Below are 19,880 nucleotides of genomic sequence, written 5' to 3'. Positions count from 1 at the left end.
CCCCCCTGACGGTCGCGCCCTGGGCTGGTGGCTGGTTCAGGGAACGGACCGGCTTGTCTGACGCCGGGCGTTCAGTTGGCAATCACACTCATGTTCCGCCCACCGGCCTTGGCCACGTACAGCGCCTTGTCTGCCGCACCGATCAGGTCCTCGGGGCGGACCTGGCTAGCGGTATTGCAGGCACACACGCCGACGCTGACGGTCACGGTGCCTTCCGGGCTGTCACTGTGGGCAATGTCGGCCTGTAGCACCGCGCGGCGGATTTTCTCCGCCACCAGAAATGCCCCCACGTAGTCGGTGCCGGGCAGCACCACGGCGAACTCTTCACCGCCATAACGGGCGGCCAGGCCACCGGGGCGCTTGATATTGTCCGTGATGATCGCACTGACCTTGCGCAAACACTCATCACCGGCCAGGTGGCCGTAGCGGTCGTTGAACGGCTTGAAATGATCGACATCGATCATCAGCAGTGCCAACTCGGTCTGGCTGCGCCGGGCACGTCCCATTTCGGCATCGATGAAAGCGTCGAGCTGACGCCGGTTGGCCAGCCCCGTCAGCGCGTCCTTGAGGGCCAGGCCTTCGAGGTTGCGATTGACCTCCAGGAGCTTGTCCTGGGTGTCCAGCAACTCGACCTGCACCAGGTTCTGTTGCCTCATCAGCTTGATAAGCCGCAATCCCAGTACCCCGAGAAAACCCAGCAACAGCGTGACGATGCCAGCGCTGAGCGCCGTCTCCTTGCGCCAGCTGCCGAGCACTTCATCCTTGTTCAACGCGGTAAAAACGATCAGCGGATAACCCTCGACCCGGCGATACCCTATCACCCGCTCGACACCGTCGATGATCGACCTGATCGTGGCCGTACCCGCGTCGCCCTTGGGCAACAACTGAGTGAACAACGGGCTCTTGGCGAGGCTGGTGCCGATGTCCGCCTCCTTGAAGGGTCTGCGAATGACAACGGTGGCATTGTCGGCGATCAGGTTGATCACGCCGTTACTGCCCATGTCGATGCTGTCGTAGAGCTGCAGGAAATGACTGAGGTAGATCGACGCCAGCGCCACCCCGGCAAAGCTGCCGTCGGGATGATTGACCCGGCGCGAAACCGTCATGATCCATTCACCGCTCGAACGGCTCTTGATCGACGGCCCGATGTGCGGCCCACGGCTGGGGTTATCGCGATGGAAGATGAAGTATTCGCGGTCGGAATTGTTGACGCCGGTTTGCCCGGCGCCATTGGAATTGGCGATCCACTGCCCTTTTTCGTCGAAAACAAATACGCCATGGAGCTGGCTCAACTCACTGCGCTGGGCGTTGAGCAACAGCGGCAACCGGGATTTATCCACGCCGTCGTGTTCCAGACGATCGACCAGGGTGAACAGCAGCGTGTCGGCCTGCTTGATCGTGGCCTGCGCTTGCGATGCCAGGGTCTGCGCAAGGTTGGACATCGCCACTTCCTTGTCATGCAGGTAGTACTGGCGCGAGCTCCAGGCTTCCCAGATCACGATCGCCGTCATCGACAGGCACACCGCGACCAGCAGGATCACCGCCGAGCGGACCTTGAGCCGGGTCACGGCTGGCCGGAGCATTTCAATATGATCGTTGATCGACGGATGTCCCATGGTGCTCCCTGAGTGTCTATGACCGGACGAGTCTTCCTGATCGCCGCTGTTGCTCACTATGCCTGATCCAGGCTCGCGATGATGTTAGCGCGACGCCTGCTTTACCGCCTCCAGCCACGCCGGATCCAGCCGCGTCTGTTCGGTATCGATCCCCAGCGCTTGCATTCGTTCCTTGTGCTGATCCATTTCGCGGATCAACTGGCCATGGTCGCTGGAGTTGCCATCGAGCTGATGCATCTGGTTCAACCCCAAATGGTAGAAACGCAACAGCTTCATGGCAACCGGATCACCCTTTTCCACGGCCGCCGTTACATGATGCATGACATTGGTGATGCCCATCAGGCTGCGCTTGAGTTGCCAACTATAGACCGCTGGCGCCATCCATTCCTGGCGCCAGAACACCTTGCGCATCAGCGCCGCCATCGCCAGCACCGCAACAAACACGCCACCGATGTTGAAGCGCAGATTGTCGCCCCCCGGCGTGCCGAACAGAGCCACCGCCGCCGTGGACAGCACCATCGCCAGCGCCAGAAAGATCAGGGCAATGATGACCGTGCTGCGCCGTGTCTGTTGCCGGTAGGTGTCGGCGTTCATCGGCTGGATTTCGAACATTGCGTCGGGTTTCCTAAGCTTCAATGGTAAAAAGGGGTCTGAGGCAAAAAGACAGCGGGCCATTATCGCCTCTGCGCGGGATTTAGCTATGCTGGGGCTCCTTTTCATCTTTTCATCGTCAAGCGGGGGGGAAATGGCGAGACCGCGCAGTTCGTGCCATCTTCTTTCATGAATACACATTATTCGGATGCCATTCGTAGTTGCTGTGTGAATGACATCGTTTTAAGGATCATTGAATGACCCAACGCCAAGTAATCAACGCCTCCGTCAGTCCCAAAGGCAGCCTGGAAACGCTCTCGCAACGGGAAGTCCAGCAATTGAGCGAAGCCGGCTCCGGCAGCACCTACACCCTCTTCCGCCAGTGCGCCCTGGCCATCCTCAACACCGGCGCCCATGTCGACAACGCCAAGACCATCCTTGAAGCCTATAAGGATTTTGAAATCCGCATTCACCAGCAGGACCGCGGCGTACGCCTGGAACTGCTGAACGCCCCGGCCGACGCCTTCGTCGACGGCGAAATGATCGCCAGCACCCGGGAAATGCTGTTCAGCGCCCTGCGCGACATCGTCTACACCGAAAACGAACTCGACAGCCAACGCATCGATTTGAGCAGCTCCCAGGGCATCAGCGACTACGTCTTCCACCTGCTGCGCAACGCCCGCACCCTGCGCCCCGGCGTCGAACCGAAGATCGTAGTGTGCTGGGGCGGGCACTCGATCAACACCGAAGAATACAAATACACCAAGAAAGTCGGCCACGAACTGGGCCTGCGCAGCCTGGACATCTGCACCGGTTGCGGCCCCGGCGTGATGAAAGGCCCGATGAAAGGCGCGACCATCGCCCACGCCAAGCAACGCATCCACGGCGGCCGCTACCTGGGCCTGACCGAACCCGGGATCATCGCCGCCGAAGCGCCGAACCCGATCGTCAACGAACTGGTGATCCTGCCGGACATCGAAAAACGCCTGGAAGCCTTCGTCCGCGTCGGCCACGGCATCATCATCTTCCCGGGCGGCGCCGGTACGGCCGAAGAGTTCCTGTACCTGCTGGGCATCCTGATGCACCCCGACAATAAAGGCCTGCCCTTCCCGGTCGTCCTCACCGGGCCGAAACATGCCGCGCCGTACCTTGAACAACTGGACGCGTTCGTCGGTGCGACCCTGGGCGAAACCGCCAAGCAGCACTACCAGATCATCATCGATGACCCGGCCGAAGTGGCGCGGCAGATGACCCAGGGCCTCAAAGCGGTCAAGCAGTTCCGCCGCGAGCGCAACGATGCCTTCCACTTCAACTGGTTGCTGAAAATCGACGAAGGCTTCCAGCGCCCGTTCGACCCGACCCACGAAAACATGGCCAACCTGAAACTGAGCCTCGACCTGCCGTCCCACGAACTGGCGGCCAACCTGCGTCGCGCGTTCTCCGGCATTGTCGCCGGCAACGTCAAGGACAAGGGCATTCGCCTGATCGAAGAACACGGGCCGTACCAGATCCGTGGCGACGCGGCGATCATGCAACCGCTGGACCTGCTGCTCAAAGCCTTCGTCGCCCAGCACCGCATGAAACTGCCGGGCGGCGCGGCGTATGTGCCGTGTTATCGAGTGGTGGCATAACCTTTTCGGTGTAATAACGCCGACATGAGCTTCACCGTCGCGAGCCGCAGTGAAAGCTGCGGCTCGCGGCACTCTATGGAAAGAAAAAATGCGCCAACGCAATTCCGCCAGACTGCTGGTGATCAATCCCTCGCAACAGGTCCTGCTGTTTCACTTCCAACACAAAAACGATGCCCTCGCGGGCCAAAGCCACTGGGCGACACCTGGTGGAGGTCTTGAACAAGGTGAATCCTTTGAGGTTGCGGCGGTTCGTGAACTGTTTGAAGAAACCGGACTGAATGTCGCTGCCGTGGGAGCCAGCGTTGCAGAGCGGCGTTTTCCGATGATGTTGCCCAGTGGTGAAACGGTGCTGTCGGTTGAACGGTATTTTGTGGTTCATACCGACAGTGAACGCCTGTCCCGTGAGGGGTGGACGGCTAACGAAGTCCAGGTAATGGCGGACCATAAATGGTGGTCCGTAGCCGAGTTGCGAGAGACCCGAGAAACGGTGTGGCCGGAGCAGTTGATCACGATGCTGGAAAACGCCTGAAGCATACAAGCGAACACAACCCCTGTGGCGAGGGGGCTTGCCCCCGTTGGGCAGCGCAGCGGCCCCGAAATCAGACAATGCGGTTTTCCAGGATTATCGCAGTGAATGGATTTGCGACTGCTGCGCAGCCGAACGGGGCGGTGCGGCGGTCCGACAAGCCCCCTCGCCACAAAGGTTCTGTGTTTAGTCCAATGGGGCAACGTTATCCAGTGCGCGGTTGACTGCCAGATCCGCCAGCATGATCACCTGCTGGATGCCCAACAACATGCTGCGTTGCGGGCCATCCAGAAACGTGGCGAAATCAGTCGCCATCACGCTTGCTGAAGCCAGCGATTCACAGGCGTGGGCCAAGAGGCTTTCGGTGTCGATGTTCGGGGCGATGATGAACATCGTGCTGGGATTGTGCGGTGCGTTGTTTTTGAGGATGGCGGGTTTGAGGTGCAGACCGGATGGACGTTGAGTGGTATCGGTTTCTGATTCGGGGGGATTTGGCGTGGGTTTGACCATGACGAAGCTCCTTGATTGATGGAACCGCCACAATTCGCTGCGAAACGAAGAAGGTGGCGGCCATACGCAGGTTCGCAGACCGGGAATCAAGGAACCCGGCAGACCCGAAAGCCTCCCGCGCACAGCCGCCATAACGCAAAACAGTGGGCGAACAAAAGCGCCAACTGCAAGGAAACGGTGGCGCTGAGCGCCTTGATTAACCTGGGCTGCGAAACCCGGTCGCTGAATTTGCAGCGACCCGGCAACGATAGAGTCAGGGTCCAAGGCCCACAAGCCGGCGGATTCTGGCGTAGTTGTAGGCAACGACGCAAGGCGGTGTAGCCTCACTCATGGTCCTACAGCCGCCTCTGACATCCACAAATTCCTGTGATGTGAGCCAAAGGATTATCGTTGGTTGTAAGACCGCCATCGCGAGCAGGCTCGCTCCTACAATTTGACCGGTGGACATCCGCAAGAATTTGGTCGGCTGTCAGGCCGCCTTCGCGAGCAAGTCGGATCGCCGCACCGCCGCTCCCACAGAAAAGCAAAAGCACAGCAGCCCACACCACCGCGTCGCTCTTCACCACTCATCAGGCCGAGCGTTAGCTCGCCTGCAGCTCTTGATCTTGATCCACCCGCCCCCTCGGCAGGCTGAGTGGAGGTGTTCATCCGGGGGTGGGCGCGCAGCGCCGTTCGGCGCAGCCGAACACATCGAGAGGAGGTCGAGCGAAGCCGACCGGAGGCGATGCCCCCGGATGAATGCCGGAGCGAAGGAACCCCGAGCCTTAGCGAGGGGCCGTACGTTCGGGGCGAGCGTTTTTTGGGTTACTTTTTTTAGGCGCTTGTAAAAAAAGTGACTCGCCGTCAGGGCGAAACCATAAGTGGCCGTTACCGAAGAAACGGATATGTACTCAATCAACAAAAGACAGGTCGGCTGTCAGGCCGCCTTCGTCGGAACGCCGCCCGGAGCAAGCCCGCTCCCACAATTGGACCGGGTACATCTGGCGGAAATGTGTTGACTGTCAAACCCGCTCCCGAGGTTCAAGGCTGCAATGCCTGGGGCCCGGTGGACTGTTCTTTCGGCGGTCCCTCGGTGCCATCGAGGACAACTTTCTCGGCCACGAACTGCCAATCCTTGTAGCTGGCCATGCCCTTGAAATCCGACCACTCGCTGGGAAAGTTCTCTTGCTTGAGCGGCTTCTGCTCGGACGGGCAGTACACACCGCTGATCCGCCCGTCGAAATCACGCATCAGCTCCCACTCGCCACCCGTCATCGGCTCCGGGTACAACTGCCGAAGATGGTGCTTGGCCGACGGAAAACGCTCATCCTGCACCAGGTCCGCGAGCTCTTTCGGGTACTGGGCCATACCGGGCGAACTGCGGTAATAGCTGCGCAACGCCTGGGCATATTGCGTACCGACCCAGAGCAACTGATTTTCGCGATCGCGGCGCGCAGCGGTGGCCCACAATTCGCCGGCACTGGCCAGGCCCATGCCCAGCACGACGATCAGAAACAGCACACCCAGGTAGGTAAAGCCACCCTGGTTCGAAGGTCTACCACTCGGAATACAGGCTGCCATCTCGCGCCCTCCCGCTGGCCCCACTCTTGATATCGGCCACCCCGCCCGCCACGCCATCCGGTGGCGCGACTATGACCCAGGTGTCCTTGCGCTCGGAAATAGGGTCCAGCGGCTGGTTACGCAAATAGCGCAGTTCGACCAGCTGTTCGATGGAATCGGGATATCGCCCGGTGTCCCCGTAATAGTGATCCAGTGCCTCGCGCATGGACGACAGGCTCTGGTGCAAGGTGGTCTCCCTGGAGGCCTCCAGGCTGCTGAAGTAACGTGGCAAGGCGATCGTCATCAAGGTCGCGATGATTGCCATGACCACCATCAGTTCAATCAGGGTAAAACCCTTTTGCCGACGCATATGCTCACCACTTTCGGTAGGCGATGCCATTGAGACCCTTGCCGCGGGCCTTGGAGTAAACGTCAAAGACGTCCTGGCCCTCCCGCGGGTTCTCAGCCGAACTGTCATAGGAACGCAGGCCCCAGCCGCCCTCGTCGTCACGCTTGACGACTGCCAGCGGGTCACGGGGGATGCGCCGCAGGAAGTAGAACTTGGCTCCCTTGGGGCTGCGCGTGTCACGCACACCCTCGACCAGTACTTGCAGGTTCGGCGGGTAGCCGCTGCTGTCGAGCGACTTTTCGATGTAGCCGGCGTCAACGGCGTGTTTGTAGGCGTCGATGGCATCGCGAATCTGGTACAACGCGGTCCGCAGATCCTGCTCTTTGCCCCGGCGCACCACGGTCTCGGTCAGCGGTGCGGCCATGCCGGCCAGCAGGCCGACCAGGGCGAGCGTCACCACGACTTCGACCAGGGTAAAACCGCGTTGCGAGGTGTTCATGATCAAGGCTTCCCAACGGTAACGGTGGTGGCGATCGGGGCGCTCATGGGGTTGGTCTGAACCGTGGTGCTCATCGAGCGGTCCGGTGCCTGGATGTGCATGCTGGTTTCGGTACCGGTCGGGAATTCCATGTCCGACGGGCTCTGGTACGGCAGGTTGCGCACGATCCGCGGAGTGATCGACAGCACCAGTTCGGATTTGATGACGTCGTCCCTGTTGCTGCCGAACAGGCGACCCAGGCCGGGAATGTCGCCAAGGCCGGGAATCTTGTTGCCGGTGGCGCCGTGGTCGTTGCGCACGAGCCCTGCGAGGATCTGGGTTTCGCCGTCATGCAGACGCAAGGTGGTCTGGGCGTTGCGGGTATCGACCTGGACCGGAATGGTGCCCTGGGCGGTCGGCGTCAGCGGCGTGGCGTTACTGACTTCCAGCGCGATCTTGATCGCCACTTCGTTGTTCAGGTGCACGATGGGCTGCACTTCAAGCTTCAGACCGACATCGAGGTAGGTCACGCTTTCGGTGATCACCGGGCCCTGGGTCGAAGGCACCGAGGTGGCGCTGATGATCGGCACGCGCTGACCGATGTGGATGCGCGCCTGTTCGCGGTTGCTGACCCGAATCACGGGGCTGGCCAGGGTATTGATGTCCTTGTCCTGGGCATTGATCTTGGCCTGGGGCGATGGCGAGATGGTAATCCGGCTGGAGTCGATGCCTTTGAGTTGATCAAGAAGGGTCACCGCCGAGCCGTCGCTGTTGACCACGCCGAAGGTGTTGGGCCATTGCAGGCCAAGGTCGAGAATGCGTTGACGGGCGACTTCCATCACTTCCACTTCCAGCACCACTTCCGGGTTGGACTGATCCTGCGATTGCAGGAGTTTTTCCGCCATGCGCACCGCGTCACCGGTATCGCGCATGGTCAGCGTGTTGAGGCGCTCATCGACAAACACGTCGCGGGTCTTGAGCATGGTCTTGATCATGTTCAGCGCCGTGTTGGCATCGATGCTGGTCAGGTAGAAGGTGCGCATCACCAGCTCTTGGTAATCCTTGAGTTTCTGCGGCGAGTCCGGGTAGATCAGCAAGGTGTTTTCATTCACCACTTTCTGATGCAGCTGGTTCTGTTGCAGCAGCAGCTCCACGGCGTCTTCGATACGCACGTCACGTACGAAGATCGTGGCTTTCATGTCCGGGCGCAGGTCCTTGTCGAAGATGAAATTCAGGCCGGCGACCTGGGACAGCACTTCGAAAATGGTCTTGAGGTTGGCGTCGCGAAACTCCAGGGTCACCGGCCGGTCCAGGCGCGTGCGCAGTTGCGGGTACTGCACCACGTTGCGGCTCTGCACCAGACGGATGCTGCCTTGCAGTTCCAGGGCGCCTTCGTTCTTCGGGTCCAGTTCGAGAATCTGTCTGACCTGGCGGTCGGCACCGTAGATGTCACCGCGACGCAGGTCGCCACGGGCCATTTCGAGTTTCTCATCCATGCTGCGCAGGTAGTCGAGCTGGCGCAGGGAATCCTGGGCACGACGGTTGTTCGGTTCGATGTTCAAGACCCGGCTGTAAGTCATGCGGGCCCCGGCGAAATTACGCTGGGTGCGGTCCATGTCGGCCTGGGCCAACAGCGCCTTCACGGCGAGGGCCCGTCCGTTGTTGAGGGCCATGTGCAGTTCGGTATCGCGAGGGTTTTCGCGCAATCCCTCTTCGATGCGCGCCAGACCGGCTTCGTACTGGCCCGATTCGATCAGGGCCGAAGCTTCATCCCTGGCAACCTGCGCCGAACTGCATGCGGCCAGCCCCGCGCAGAGACAAAGGCTCATCAGCAACCGGGATTTGTTCATTCCGTACTCCCCACAGGCAAGGTCTGCGCCAAACGCAAAGGCAGGTAGACCAGGCTCAGTTCCTTATCGGAAATCCGCTCGATCCGCCAGGTTTCGTCGATGACATCCCCTTTGCGTACGACGTATATTTTTTCGCCGCTCTGCAAGAACACCTGCAGGTCGGAACGGTCATGCAGCCTGCCGACAAACTGGAAGGGCAACGGTGGCGCAGTGGGGACTTGCACCACCGGAGTAATGACTACCGGCTGTTCAGTGACGCTGCCCAGGGCCGGCGCCGCTTTCCAGCTGCGGGCGGCGAACAGGTCGCCTGCCGGGCTCAGGTCCTTGATCGGCGCCAGCGCAGCGGCGTTCGATGCACCCGCCGATGCGCCAGGGGTCTTGCCCTTGGCTGGCGTAGCCACGGTGGCCACCGCAGGGTCGCTGTCATCGGTCTGATCGAAGAATGCGGGGAGCCAGGCGAGCGCTGCCGCTACACCGAAGAACGCCACCCAACCCGCCACTTGTTTGGTATTCATCATGACCTCGACAGGTAAAGGGTCATGCGAATCCGCCCGGTCAGGTCGGTATCGGCGATATTCTTGCGCGAAAGCTCCACATCCTCGAGCACCACCGCCGGCAACTGGCCGAGCAAGGCGTGCAGGAAACGCCGCAGTTGCGGATAGCTGCCACGTACCGGCAGCAGAATCTGATAACGGGCCAGGTGTGTCTTGGGGTCCACGCCCAGGGAATACTCACCCCGGGACAAGGTGATGCGTTCCTGGGCGGCCAGGGCGTAGATCTTGTCGATGGCCACAGTGGCCTGAGGCTGGGACGGCAACTTGCTGCGGAAATCGTCGAGCTCGCGCTGTGGCACCACCGGCGCGGCCACGCTGCCGTCTTCGACCTTGGCAAGGTACTCGGTGGCTTCGCGAGTCTGCTGGTTGAGGCTTTGCAGCGATTCCCAGTCCGGCAGCAACCCGACCAGGCCATAGCTCAGCGCCAGCACCAGCATGGTCATCCCTGCCAGCCCCGGAACGCCCAGGCCTTGCAGGTATTCGTGGACGATCAATTTATGGATTTGCATCGCCGATCTCCCAGGTAGCCGACAGGTTGAACTGCACCGGGTGTTCCGGCACGTTGGCGACAATTTCGTGGCTCAGCAGCGACACGTCGGACAGCTCGTCGCTGGCTTCGAGGCGGCGGTGGAAATCGAGCATGGCGTCCAGGTCCTGCGCCTCGGCGCTGATCCGCACCTGGCCTTTGCGGGCGTCCGGGGTCAGGGTCAGCAGGGCAATGTTGTCCCGCGGCATGGCTTCAAGGGTGGCGAACAAGCGCTCCCAAGGGCGGCGCAACTGCTGGGAGACCTTGCGCATTTCCGCCAGGTTATGCGCCTGCTCGCGAATTTGCGCCGGGGTCAGGCTGAGCTTGCTGCCGGTATCGCCGGTGAGCACCCGCTGTGTGGTTTGCAGGTGGCCCTGCTGTTGTTCGGCCTCGTTACTCAGGTGCTGTTGCACCAGCAGACAAGTCAGTGTCAGCACCACGCCCCCGGCCAGCAGGCTCCAGCCCAAGGGGCCTGCACGGCGGCGCGGCTGAAAGTCGAGCATCAGGGGGCGCATGTCAGGCCACCGCCCGAGACATGAGGTACAGGCAATCGCGTACGGCTGTCCGGTCTTCTTCGAGGGTGCGCAGATGCACACCTGGCACGTCGGGATGCGAATCGATGCGCGCCGGTGCATGCAGGTAGACATTCAACGGCCGTTCGCTGGTGGAAGCCTGCAACTGGTTTTCACGACCGATCAGCGCGGTCAGCGCTGCATCGCTGTCGCTGCTGCCCACCGAACGCACCGAGGTCCAGCGACCTTCCCGGGCCAGCAGCAACACGCTGCGCACCGGTTCGGCAACGACGAACAGGAAGTCCCCGGCATCAAAGCTCTTATCGAAATGGTTGAACGCCGCCATCAGGTACGGCTGCACCGAACGCAGGCGCAAACCGCGAGCACTGACCAAGGCGCGCAGGCGTTCGAGCAAGTCCTGTGGCAGCGCGGTGGCGATACGGTCGTAACCGGCGGGTTCGGCCGAGAGCACCAGGCTCCAGGGTTGCGTCGGGGCACCGTAGAGGTCTTCGAAACACAGGTGGGCGTAGCCGAGCAATTCGGCCGGGCTGCTGATCTGCTCGCTCCAGGGCACCAGGCAATAGCGGCTGAAATGCCCGGAGATCACCACGGTCAGTTCCGCCCTGGCAAAGCTGTGTTCGGCGAGCAACCGGTCGAGGGTGTCGAGGGCCACCGTCCAGGCCTGGAAGCCTTCATCGATGTAGCCGACGCTGCCCAGCCAGTGGGTTGCGCCGCCTTGGCGATGCCCCAGGCCAACACCGCTGGCGCCGAGCACCGCGACAAATTGCTCACGAGATAAAAGTGACACGATTGATCTCCTCGAGCGTCGTCCGGCCCTGCTCCACCATCTCCAGCGCCGACTCGCGCAACAGGCGCAAGCCACGCTTGCAGGCATGCGCCTTGATTTTCGAAATGGGTTGGCGCTCGACGATCATTTGCCGCAGTTCGTCGTCCAGGTGCAGCAGCTCGGCAATTGCGCTACGCCCGCGATAACCGGTGCCCCGGCAATGCCCGCAGCCCTTGCCGTGGACAAACTGGTAGTGAGCGACCTTTTGCGGATCAAGCCCCGAGACCTCCAGCTCCTCCTCTGTCGGGCTGTAAGGGCTGCTGCAGCTGGTGCAGACCAGGCGGATCAAACGCTGGGCCAGCACGGCATTGAGTGCCGAGACCAGACTGTAGGGATCGATTTCCATCTGGGTGAATCGGCCGATCACGTCGAACACGTTGTTGGCGTGAATGGTGGTGAACACCAGGTGACCGGTGAGCGCCGATTGCACGGCGATCTGTGCGGTGTCCGGGTCGCGGATTTCACCGACCATGATCTTGTCCGGGTCATGCCGCAGGATCGAGCGCAGGCCCCGGGCGAAGGTCAGGCCTTTTTTCTCGTTGACGGGGATCTGCAGCACGCCCGGCAGTTGATACTCCACCGGGTCTTCAATGGTGATGATCTTGTCCACGCCGTGGTTGATCTCGGTGATCATCGCGTACAGGGTGGTGGTCTTGCCGCTACCGGTCGGCCCGGTCACCAGCACCATGCCGTAGGGTTCGGCGGCCAGCCGGCGCAGCTGGCGCAGGGTTTCTTCTTCAAAGCCCAGGGCCTGCAGTTGCACGCCGCAGACTTTGTCGGCGAGGTCCTGCTTGTCGAGTACCCGCAGCACCGCGTCCTCGCCGAAGATGCTCGGCATGATCGACACCCGGAAGTCGATCTGCCGGCCGCTGATGCCGATCTTGAAGCGGCCATCCTGGGGCACGCGCTTTTCGCCGATGTCCAGTTCGGCCATGACCTTGACCCGGGAAATCACTTGCTCGGCGAATTCGTTGCCCTGGATCTTGCTGATGTTGTTGAGCACGCCGTCGATGCGGTACTTGATCACCAGGCCGCTGCCCGTGGTGCCGAGGTGGATGTCGCTGGCGTGCATTTTCAGCGCGTCGTACAGGGTCGAGTTGACCAGCTTGACCACGACGCTGGAGTCTTCGCTGATGCTGGTCAGGGACAGGCTTTGCAGGTTATCGATTTCGGCGCCGGCGTCGCTCTGGGCGTTGAGCGACTCCACCGCATGGAAGCTTTCTTCGTGACGCGCCAGGTAGGCCTTCAGGTCATCGGCATGCACCAGGTACAGCGGCGCGCCTTGCAAGCATTCATCGATCCAGGCCAGGCGTGCACTGTCGAAGGGGTCGGCGAACACACCGATGACCGCATCGTTATGACACAGCAGGATGAATTCGCGCTTGAGGCATTGGGCCAGGGTCACCCGGTCGAACACCGGGGTGGAATTGAACAGGCTGTCGGTGTCGAGCACCGGGTAGTGCAGGGTTACACCGAGGCATTGAATGAAAGGCATGGGAGCCAGTTCGCACAGTCCCCCCAGGGCGTCCAGCATCCGCTCGCCGGAACTGGTGGCCAGGGCTCGGGCCTGGGCCAGTTGTTCACTGGTAAAACGAGTCGGTGCACATTTCGGTTGCGCCGGTTCTACGGCAAGGGATAGACGGTCCATGGCTTGCTCTCCAACGCCCGGGGCTTTGGGCCCTGTCGGCGCGGCGAGCCATTTCGGCGGGGGCCGGAACGTCTTGTCGCGCCACTACTCCCCGGTGAGCAATTGTTCGTCGTCTGGCGCCTTGGAGGCCGATGTACTTTTTCGGCGATCTGCCAGCACCCAACTACCGTCGTACAACTGCAGCGGGAAACTCTCGGTCCTGCTCTGGCGTCGTTCGACAAAGCCTTCGCAAGTGCCCACCCCCGCTTTGGGTTCGCGTTGCCTGCCCAGAAGATCAAGCACGGCACGGGCCAGTTCCGCCAATGGAAACGGTTTGAACAGGATATGGCTGACGCCCAGTTGCCGGGCCCGCTCGCAAACTTCTGCAGTGGGATGCCCTGTGATCAGCACAAAATGACACTTCCTGTTCTGGCGGACGGCATCGAGCACCTGAAAGCCTTCCATATCGGGCAAGCGGTAATCGAACACCATCACATCGGGCGCGAAATCGTCAGCTTCAACGATTCCTTGCGCACCGTCGTGGGCAATCCGGACTTCCAGTGCTTGCGCCTGCAGGTAACCCTGGAGGTTCTCCGCCAGCAACTGTTCGTCATCAACAACCAGTACTTTGTTTAACAAGGTGGACTCCTTGAAACCGCAGGTCCGGGTTTTGAACCTGACGGAGTGCGCGCCCTGACTGGACTAACGCACACTTCATGCCAGGCTGGGCGCCGGTAATTTTAGGACTTCATGTCCTTGAATTTAAAAAACAATGCCTTTTCGTAGCGCAATTCCATCCCCCAAAAACGGGGAAAGCGACCGGACTGGCACTGAATTTTCCCCCCACTGTTGGGGAAACCCCCCTATTGATCGTCAATCCGTTCGATTCGATTCGATTGCGCGAGCGCAATGGCACCGACGCCCTCATCCCGGTTAAGCGTAGCCCTGCGGTTTCGACAGTGGAAGCGACTGCACCGAGTGGTATCGAGTTTCATCATCAGCCTCCGGTCAGGGCGTGGCAGCAATGGGTTTATAGGGGGCGACCAGGTAGAAACGCTGGCCCGGCAGATCCACCGTGACGATATGGGCACCGCTCAGGCCCAGGCGCCGGCCCGGACCAAAGCTCATCAGCGGCGTCAGCCCGGTATCGAAGTCACGCAGGCCTTCCAGGGCACTGACCAGCTTCTCGCGACTGGCATTGCGCCCGGCCTGCTTCATCCCTTCGCTGAGTAGCATCATCGAACTGAACGCGCCCACTTGCAGCACCGCGTGCTGGCCGCCGAGGCCCTGGTGTTCGCGCAGCTGGGTCAAGGCCAGGCGCCCGGCCAGGGTCCAGTCGCTGGGCACGAACGGATAAGCCAGGAACACCCGCCGGGAAAATCCGCTGGGCATCTGCGTCAGATTGCCCGCCACCTGGTTCGAGACGGCGAACAGGTAAGGCACCTGCCCCGCCGTTTGCAAGCGCTCGGCCAGACGACTGAAGCCGCTGCTGCTGCCCAGGTAGAACACCGAGCGCGACCCCAAGGGAAAATCATCCCCGGCCGGGTCGTAGGCTTGCAGGCGCACCTTTTGCCAGGCGTGTCGCTGCAAGTACTGGCTGAGCTCCTGCGCCGCCAGCCGTTGGCCGGGTTCGTCCGGGTAGGCGATCAGCGTCGGCCCCTGAAGCACCCGCAGGCTGGCCCTGGCGTAGTCGGCCAGGGCGATCAATTGCTCGCGAAGGCCCGGCAGCGGTTCGAATATCTGCGGGCTGGTGTGGGGCGTGCCCTGCAAGGACAACGGCCCGATCAGGGGAATGCCGGCCTGTTCCAGACGCACGGCAAAGCTCACGTCCAATGCCGGCGCCATCGGTGCGATCAGGGCAAACACCTGCTCTTCATCGATTAACCGGTCCAGCGCCTTTTCGGCACTGGCGCGATCGGCGCCGGGGTCGAGGATGGTCAGGCGCAATTGCCGGCCATGAATTCCGCCTGCCTCGTTGATACGCGCCACGCAGCCGTTGAGCACCGCCGCCACCGTGATGCCCTCCTCGCCCAAGAGTCCGGCACCCGGCAACAACGTGCCCAGGTGCAGACTGTCGGGGGCCAGGCCCGGGTCGCCGTCTTCGGCCAGGTGCTTGAGGTACGCCGTGAGGTTACGTTGATCGATCATCGACAACACGAACCGTGGCATCGTCGGATCGAGCCGATTGTTGCCCGGGTCGCGCCCCTCCTGCACCGCCCGCGCCAAGGTGATTTCGCTGTAGGCCGGATAACTACGACCGTTGATGTGCTGCTGGCCATGGCTGCTGGCCAGCCGCGACCAGCGCAGGTCTGGCGGTCGCACCTTGCCTTCCGGGCGCCCGAGGCCATCCTCGCCATGACAACTGGCGCACGGCAGGCGGGTGGCCGGCAGCAGCATGCCCGCTGCGCCAACCCGGACCATGACCGGTTCACCGTTGGCCGACACGCCTTCGTGGTACAGCCGCTTGCCGGCACTTTCACTGGGGGTCAGCGGCAGCGCCTGGGCACTGAGCGCGATGCCGCCGAAGAGCAGCAGGCCAAGGACGAGGGCAGCATTCATGGCCGTGGCTCAGCGACCGGCCACGGGCATTGCCAGCAACTGCAAGCGCTGGGCAATGGCCGCGGCCGGGGTGGCGGGACGGCTTTTGCTCCAGCGCCTGTTCGCCGCGTCACCGACGATCAACAAGCTGGAGTGTTGCTCGGGATTCGGCACGATCTGGCCGATGCGGCCCCATACAAGGTCCATTTGCACCTTGTCGTCGGTAAGAAAAAACCAGTGGGGCCCATCGATGCCCTGTTTCAAGGTGCAAGCCTTGAGTACCGCCGGGGTGTCCCGCAGCGGATCACTGGTAAGGGAGATTAAGGTGCTGCCGTTCTGGTCCTGCAAGGGTGTGTCGGGGAAGCAGGTTTTCCTGTCGACGGCGCTCATGGCTGATGCTCCATGGCGATGGCGGTGTGCTTGGCGTGGGCGTTGCGTTCACCCCTGAGCTTCTCGACGGCCCGGGCCAGCTCCGTCGGTTCGGTGAGACCGTAGTAGCGGGTCCAGAAACGGTTGTTGCCGTCCCCCACCAGAATCAGCGGCGAGTGGTTCTCGAAGCCACCGCTGTAGGCGCCCAGGCCCTTGAGGGTGGCTTCGACCGACTGTGGCGAACCGGTCAACCAGCTCCAGCCCGGCCCCTTCTGGAAGTTGCGGGCGTAGTCGTTCAGGCGTTGGGGATCATCACGCTGCGGGTCGATGCTGATCGACACCAGTTGCACCTCGGTGCCGACCCGCGCGCCCAATTGTTTCTGCACCTTGCCCATGATCGAGGACACCACCGGGCAGACCGTGGTGCAACTGGTGTAGATGAAGCCCATGACCACGATCTTGTTGCTCACCAGGTCCTTCTCCAGACTGACGACCTTGCCGTCCTGGTCCAGCAGGGCCACGTCGGCAAACCTGATCCGGGCGGTCTCCGGGCTGGCGGTGCTGGCCGCCATGTCGTGCCCGGTGTGCTCGTCCGCCGAGTGAGCCAGCGCCAGGCCGATACCGAAGGCCAACAGGCAGAACGTCAGCAGTGCGCGATGCGCGAATCGGTTCATGTCAGTTTCCTCTTAGTGGGTATCGCCGGGTTCGGCCCGAACACCCGGTGCGACGCCAGACAAGGGCTGGCCCGAGGCTTTGTCCGTCAAACGAAATTGCACGTCGGCAAGGGCCACCGAAACCTCGTCACGCTCCAGCGTCTGCTCGCTCCAGGTGTCGGGCAAAGCGACTTCGTCGAGTGCAGTCGGGGGCGCGGTCCGCCATACCCCGAACCCGATCAAGGCCATCCCGAGAATCACCGCACTGCCAGCGACTGTGATGGTCCTGTCCATGTCAAAACTCCCCTTCAGAATCTGCTAGCCGGCAATCTCGATGCCGAGCATCGATGTCACCAACAACAGCAAATTGATCAGGAACGAAGGGTGGGATATGCCGATCATGGACTCGGGCCTCGCTACGGGTTATCGGGGGAACACTTCTCGACAAATCGACCGGAGCAATCCGCATGCCACAAAAAAATACGTTGTTAATCAGCTTGTTATAATCACGACTTGATCGGTCGGGGGATATTCCCCACCCAATCCCCCCACTTTTTCGTCGGGGCCACCATTCCCCACTATTGGGGAAAATTCCCCGGAGTTTCGATCACAGCGGCGCATCCGCGGACAACCCCTGTAAACGCCGATAGTGGTTCAGCACGTTAGGCACGTAACGTTGGGTTTCGGCGAACGGCGGGACTACATTGCCCCGGCTGAGCACCGCTTGCGGGCCGGCGTTGTAGGCGGCCACGGCGAGGCGGATATCGTTGTCGAACATCGTCATCAGGCGCTTGAGATAGCGGGCGCCACCCTGGATGTTGGCTTTCGGGTCGTAGGCATTGGTCACCCCCATTTCGCGGGCGGTGGCGGGCATCAACTGCATCAGCCCGCGAGCGCCTTTGGGTGAAGTGGCGCGGGCGTTGTAGCGCGATTCGGTCTTGATCACTGCATGCAGCAGCGCCGCCGGTAGTTCGTTGGCCCTGGCTGCCGCCGAAACCAGCTCGGCGTAGGGTTGCGCGGCGATCATCTGCGGTTGCTGATCGAGGCGGACCACCGCCGCATCGGGCTCACGAATCACCCGTACATAGTGGCGTCCGGGGCGGTGGACATTGGACAGGACGTAGCTGCCATTGGCGTCCACGGAAACAAACACATCGGCCTGTGCGGCGCCAGCGAGCGCGAGTAATCCGAGCAATCCTGCGTTGATGGCTTTCATTGGTACGCCTCCCCTGCCCGGCCCCGAAAAATGGGGGTATTGCCCCAATGGCCGGTAGTAAAACAGCCATACGCAAGCACTGTGCCGTAAGTGAAAAGGCCCGTAGCACAGGGGGTGCAAAAGGATGTCCAGTCATGAGCATGGCAATTGCATGCGCTTGTATAGCGACTCTGCTGTCGACTGAGGGAGATCATCATGAATCAGCGACTGTGTTATGCCCGGCGAACCCAAAGCGGGTTCACCTTGCTCGAACTGTTGGTGGTGCTGGTGGTACTGGGGCTGTTGGCCGGCATCGTGGCGCCGAAGTATTTCGCCCAACTGGGCCGCTCCGAAGTGAAAGTGGCCAAGGCGCAGATAGAAGGCTTGAGCAAGGCCCTGGACCTTTACCGTCTGGAGGTTGGCCATTACCCATCCACCGAACAAGGCTTGCAGGCACTGGTCACAGCCCCCGCCGACGAACCGCGCTGGACCGGCCCGTACCTGCAGAAAAAACTCCCGCAAGACCCCTGGGGCCGAAACTACGCCTATCGCTATCCCGGTGAAAACAGCGAGTACGACCTGTTGTCCATGGGCAAGGACGGGCAGCCCGGTGGCGAAGGCGAGAACGCCGAAGTCACCAACTGGAACTGACGGGAATGGCGACCATGCGCTTTCATCTCAAGGCCGTCGGCAAGGCCGGTGTCGTCTCGATGACCGTCGAGGCGCCGGGGCACAGCGAAGCCAGGCGCATCGCCGAAGACCAGGGCCTGCGGGTGGTCAGCCTGCACGCCGAGCGAAATTGGCGCGCGTTGCGCCTGCACAAGCGCGAGACGTTCAACCTGGTGTTGTTCAGCCAGGAACTGACCACCTTGCTCAACGCCGGCCTGCCGTTGATCGATGCGCTGGAAAGCCTGGCGGAAAAGGAAACCGCGCCACAGGTCCGCAAAACCTTGAGCGAGCTGGTGCGCCTGCTTTACGAGGGCAAATCGTTTTCCCAGGCCCTGGGGCAGCTGTCGGCCGTTTTCCCCCCGCTGTACATTGCGCTGGTGCAGTCCAGCGAAAAGACCGGGGCCGTGGGCGATGCCCTGGGCCGCTATGTCAGCTATCGCCAGCGCATGGACGAGGTTCGCCAGAAGATCATCAGCGCTTCGATCTACCCCTTGTTGTTGCTGGTGGTGGGCGGTGGCGTGGTGTTGTTTCTGATGGGGTATGTCGTACCGCGCTTCAGCCTGGTGTTTGAAGGGCTGGGGTCGAATCTGCCATGGATGTCGCAGATCCTGATGAGCAGCGGCATGTTCCTGCACGCCCACCAGGGTGAATTCTTCGGTGGCTTGCTGGCCATCATCGTCGCCCTCACCCTGCTCCAGCGCCAACCGGCGTTTCGTCGGGGGCTGGACCGCCTGATCGAAAAACTCCCCGCAGTGCACCAGCGCATCTTCATGTATGAACTGGCGCGCTTCTACCGCTCACTGGGGATTCTGCTGCAAGGCGGCATTCCCCTGGTCACCGCCATGGGCATGGTCCGTGGCTTGCTCACCGTCGCCTCCCGCGCACGCCTGGACCAGGCCTGCGAGCGGGTGCGCGAGGGGCAATCACTTTCTGCCGCGCTGGAACTCAATCACCTGGTGACCCCCGTGTCCCTGCGCCTGCTGCGCGCCGGCGAACAGTCCGGCAACCTCGGGCAGATGATGGAGCGCAGCGCCGACTTCTACGACGAAGAAATCAGCCGCTGGATCGAATGGTTCGTGCGGCTGTTCGAACCTCTGCTCATGACCTTCATCGGCCTGTTGATCGGGGTGATCGTGATCCTGATGTACATCCCGATTTTCGAACTGGCCTCAAGCATTCACTGACCCCTTGGAGCTGAGCCTTTGGAGCTGCCCCTTTAGAACTGGGTCCGGCTGTACGTTGCATTCTTTTTCAACGTTGCAGCCGAATAAACCGGTGCGTTGAACTGTTCATCAAGTTC

The 19,880-nt window shown here is 61.6% G+C and carries 20 protein-coding genes and 2 pseudogenes; 4 read left to right on the top strand and 18 right to left on the bottom strand.

What is annotated here, in order from left to right; translation table 11 throughout:
• Positions 1 to 71: 71 nt before the first annotated feature.
• Entirely contained in the window at positions 72 to 1,616 is a 1,545-nt protein-coding gene (locus WHX55_RS12155; protein ID WP_353742707.1) for a sensor domain-containing diguanylate cyclase, read from the bottom strand.
• An 84-nt stretch (positions 1,617 to 1,700) separates the two neighbouring features.
• Positions 1,701 to 2,228, bottom strand: coding sequence for a DUF3087 domain-containing protein (locus WHX55_RS12150; RefSeq protein ID WP_191625008.1), 528 nt, complete (start codon positions 2,226 to 2,228; stop codon positions 1,701 to 1,703).
• Between the two features lie 236 nt (positions 2,229 to 2,464).
• Between WHX55_RS12150 and ppnN the strand changes: the two genes are divergently transcribed.
• Together ppnN and WHX55_RS12140 are read left to right on the top strand one after the other, a co-directional pair.
• A complete protein-coding gene (gene ppnN, locus WHX55_RS12145) occupies positions 2,465 to 3,838 on the top strand; it encodes a nucleotide 5'-monophosphate nucleosidase PpnN (RefSeq protein WP_150724253.1) in 1,374 nt (457 codons plus the stop codon).
• A gap of 88 nt (positions 3,839 to 3,926) precedes the next feature.
• Entirely contained in the window at positions 3,927 to 4,367 is a 441-nt protein-coding gene (locus WHX55_RS12140; protein WP_151214984.1) for an NUDIX domain-containing protein, read from the top strand.
• A 183-nt stretch (positions 4,368 to 4,550) separates the two neighbouring features.
• On the opposite strand, the gene WHX55_RS12135 is transcribed toward WHX55_RS12140, so the two are convergent.
• The 16 genes and pseudogenes from WHX55_RS12135 to WHX55_RS12060 form a co-directional block, all read right to left on the bottom strand.
• A complete protein-coding gene (locus tag WHX55_RS12135) occupies positions 4,551 to 4,874 on the bottom strand; it encodes a DUF6124 family protein (RefSeq protein ID WP_353742706.1) in 324 nt (107 codons plus the stop codon).
• Positions 4,875 to 5,894: 1,020 nt separating this feature from the next.
• Positions 5,895 to 6,434 (bottom strand): type II secretion system protein, encoded by a 540-nt coding sequence (locus tag WHX55_RS12130; protein WP_150756510.1) that lies wholly within the window; start codon positions 6,432 to 6,434, stop codon positions 5,895 to 5,897.
• Complete coding sequence (locus WHX55_RS12125) at positions 6,409 to 6,783, bottom strand: type II secretion system protein (RefSeq protein ID WP_150759549.1); 375 nt, start codon at positions 6,781 to 6,783, stop codon at positions 6,409 to 6,411. The genes WHX55_RS12130 and WHX55_RS12125 overlap by 26 nt, the downstream gene beginning before the upstream one ends.
• A gap of 4 nt (positions 6,784 to 6,787) precedes the next feature.
• On the bottom strand, positions 6,788 to 7,261 hold the full coding sequence (locus WHX55_RS12120) for a type II secretion system protein (RefSeq protein ID WP_150756508.1): 474 nt from the start codon (positions 7,259 to 7,261) through the stop codon (positions 6,788 to 6,790).
• Between the two features lie 2 nt (positions 7,262 to 7,263).
• Entirely contained in the window at positions 7,264 to 9,090 is a 1,827-nt protein-coding gene (locus WHX55_RS12115) for a secretin N-terminal domain-containing protein (protein ID WP_150756507.1), read from the bottom strand.
• Positions 9,087 to 9,605, bottom strand: a complete 519-nt coding sequence (locus tag WHX55_RS12110; protein WP_151214987.1) for a hypothetical protein — start codon at positions 9,603 to 9,605, stop codon at positions 9,087 to 9,089. Before WHX55_RS12110 ends, WHX55_RS12115 begins: the two co-directional genes overlap by 4 nt.
• Positions 9,605 to 10,153: a pilus assembly protein PilO gene (locus WHX55_RS12105; protein ID WP_150724261.1), complete on the bottom strand. Its 549-nt coding sequence runs from the start codon at positions 10,151 to 10,153 to the stop codon at positions 9,605 to 9,607. The genes WHX55_RS12110 and WHX55_RS12105 overlap by 1 nt, the downstream gene beginning before the upstream one ends.
• Entirely contained in the window at positions 10,140 to 10,685 is a 546-nt protein-coding gene (locus WHX55_RS12100; RefSeq protein WP_150724262.1) for a PilN domain-containing protein, read from the bottom strand. The genes WHX55_RS12105 and WHX55_RS12100 overlap by 14 nt, the downstream gene beginning before the upstream one ends.
• Position 10,686: 1 nt before the next feature.
• Complete coding sequence (locus WHX55_RS12095) at positions 10,687 to 11,490, bottom strand: hypothetical protein (protein ID WP_353742705.1); 804 nt, start codon at positions 11,488 to 11,490, stop codon at positions 10,687 to 10,689.
• Positions 11,471 to 13,177, bottom strand: coding sequence for a GspE/PulE family protein (locus WHX55_RS12090; protein ID WP_353742704.1), 1,707 nt, complete (start codon positions 13,175 to 13,177; stop codon positions 11,471 to 11,473). The genes WHX55_RS12095 and WHX55_RS12090 overlap by 20 nt, the downstream gene beginning before the upstream one ends.
• Positions 13,178 to 13,261: 84 nt before the next feature.
• Positions 13,262 to 13,795, bottom strand: coding sequence for a response regulator (locus tag WHX55_RS12085; protein WP_150724265.1), 534 nt, complete (start codon positions 13,793 to 13,795; stop codon positions 13,262 to 13,264).
• A gap of 369 nt (positions 13,796 to 14,164) precedes the next feature.
• Positions 14,165 to 15,715 (bottom strand): ABC transporter substrate-binding protein, encoded by a 1,551-nt coding sequence (locus WHX55_RS12080; protein WP_150756503.1) that lies wholly within the window; start codon positions 15,713 to 15,715, stop codon positions 14,165 to 14,167.
• 9 nt (positions 15,716 to 15,724) lie between these two features.
• Positions 15,725 to 16,072: pseudogene (locus WHX55_RS12075) on the bottom strand (hypothetical protein); the annotation flags it as partial.
• A gap of 8 nt (positions 16,073 to 16,080) precedes the next feature.
• Positions 16,081 to 16,737, bottom strand: a complete 657-nt coding sequence (locus tag WHX55_RS12070) for an SCO family protein (protein WP_150724268.1) — start codon at positions 16,735 to 16,737, stop codon at positions 16,081 to 16,083.
• 42 nt (positions 16,738 to 16,779) lie between these two features.
• A pseudogene (locus WHX55_RS12065) lies at positions 16,780 to 17,010 on the bottom strand (hypothetical protein); the annotation flags it as partial.
• A 313-nt stretch (positions 17,011 to 17,323) separates the two neighbouring features.
• Positions 17,324 to 17,932, bottom strand: a complete 609-nt coding sequence (locus tag WHX55_RS12060; RefSeq protein WP_353742703.1) for a lytic transglycosylase domain-containing protein — start codon at positions 17,930 to 17,932, stop codon at positions 17,324 to 17,326.
• A gap of 195 nt (positions 17,933 to 18,127) precedes the next feature.
• Here WHX55_RS12060 and gspG point away from each other — a divergent pair, with 195 nt between their 5' ends.
• Positions 18,128 to 18,562, top strand: a complete 435-nt coding sequence (gspG, locus tag WHX55_RS12055) for a type II secretion system major pseudopilin GspG (protein WP_057715501.1) — start codon at positions 18,128 to 18,130, stop codon at positions 18,560 to 18,562.
• Between the two features lie 14 nt (positions 18,563 to 18,576).
• Positions 18,577 to 19,764 (top strand): type II secretion system F family protein, encoded by a 1,188-nt coding sequence (locus WHX55_RS12050; protein WP_353742702.1) that lies wholly within the window; start codon positions 18,577 to 18,579, stop codon positions 19,762 to 19,764.
• The last annotated feature ends 116 nt before the right edge of the window (positions 19,765 to 19,880 follow it).

The organism is Pseudomonas fluorescens, from assembly GCF_040448305.1.
Lineage (GTDB): Bacteria > Pseudomonadota > Gammaproteobacteria > Pseudomonadales > Pseudomonadaceae > Aquipseudomonas > Aquipseudomonas fluorescens_BH.
Note: the sequence above shows the minus strand (reverse complement) of the source record. Positions and strands in the feature narration are given on the sequence as shown.

Coding starts and splice junctions, on each gene's coding strand:
- WHX55_RS12140 (WP_151214984.1), top strand. CDS start 3,927: ATGCGCCAACGCAATTCCGCCAGACTGCTGGTGATCAATCCCTCGCAA.
- WHX55_RS12150 (WP_191625008.1), bottom strand. CDS start 2,228: ATGTTCGAAATCCAGCCGATGAACGCCGACACCTACCGGCAACAGACA.
- gspG (WP_057715501.1), top strand. CDS start 18,128: ATGAATCAGCGACTGTGTTATGCCCGGCGAACCCAAAGCGGGTTCACC.
- WHX55_RS12050 (WP_353742702.1), top strand. CDS start 18,577: ATGCGCTTTCATCTCAAGGCCGTCGGCAAGGCCGGTGTCGTCTCGATG.
- WHX55_RS12070 (WP_150724268.1), bottom strand. CDS start 16,737: ATGAACCGATTCGCGCATCGCGCACTGCTGACGTTCTGCCTGTTGGCC.
- WHX55_RS12100 (WP_150724262.1), bottom strand. CDS start 10,685: ATGCGCCCCCTGATGCTCGACTTTCAGCCGCGCCGCCGTGCAGGCCCC.
- WHX55_RS12115 (WP_150756507.1), bottom strand. CDS start 9,090: ATGAACAAATCCCGGTTGCTGATGAGCCTTTGTCTCTGCGCGGGGCTG.
- ppnN (WP_150724253.1), top strand. CDS start 2,465: ATGACCCAACGCCAAGTAATCAACGCCTCCGTCAGTCCCAAAGGCAGC.
- WHX55_RS12060 (WP_353742703.1), bottom strand. CDS start 17,932: ATGAAAGCCATCAACGCAGGATTGCTCGGATTACTCGCGCTCGCTGGC.
- WHX55_RS12130 (WP_150756510.1), bottom strand. CDS start 6,434: ATGGCAGCCTGTATTCCGAGTGGTAGACCTTCGAACCAGGGTGGCTTT.
- WHX55_RS12105 (WP_150724261.1), bottom strand. CDS start 10,153: ATGCAAATCCATAAATTGATCGTCCACGAATACCTGCAAGGCCTGGGC.
- WHX55_RS12120 (WP_150756508.1), bottom strand. CDS start 7,261: ATGAACACCTCGCAACGCGGTTTTACCCTGGTCGAAGTCGTGGTGACG.
- WHX55_RS12080 (WP_150756503.1), bottom strand. CDS start 15,715: ATGAATGCTGCCCTCGTCCTTGGCCTGCTGCTCTTCGGCGGCATCGCG.
- WHX55_RS12110 (WP_151214987.1), bottom strand. CDS start 9,605: ATGAATACCAAACAAGTGGCGGGTTGGGTGGCGTTCTTCGGTGTAGCG.
- WHX55_RS12135 (WP_353742706.1), bottom strand. CDS start 4,874: ATGGTCAAACCCACGCCAAATCCCCCCGAATCAGAAACCGATACCACT.
- WHX55_RS12155 (WP_353742707.1), bottom strand. CDS start 1,616: ATGGGACATCCGTCGATCAACGATCATATTGAAATGCTCCGGCCAGCC.
- WHX55_RS12125 (WP_150759549.1), bottom strand. CDS start 6,783: ATGCGTCGGCAAAAGGGTTTTACCCTGATTGAACTGATGGTGGTCATG.
- WHX55_RS12090 (WP_353742704.1), bottom strand. CDS start 13,177: ATGGACCGTCTATCCCTTGCCGTAGAACCGGCGCAACCGAAATGTGCA.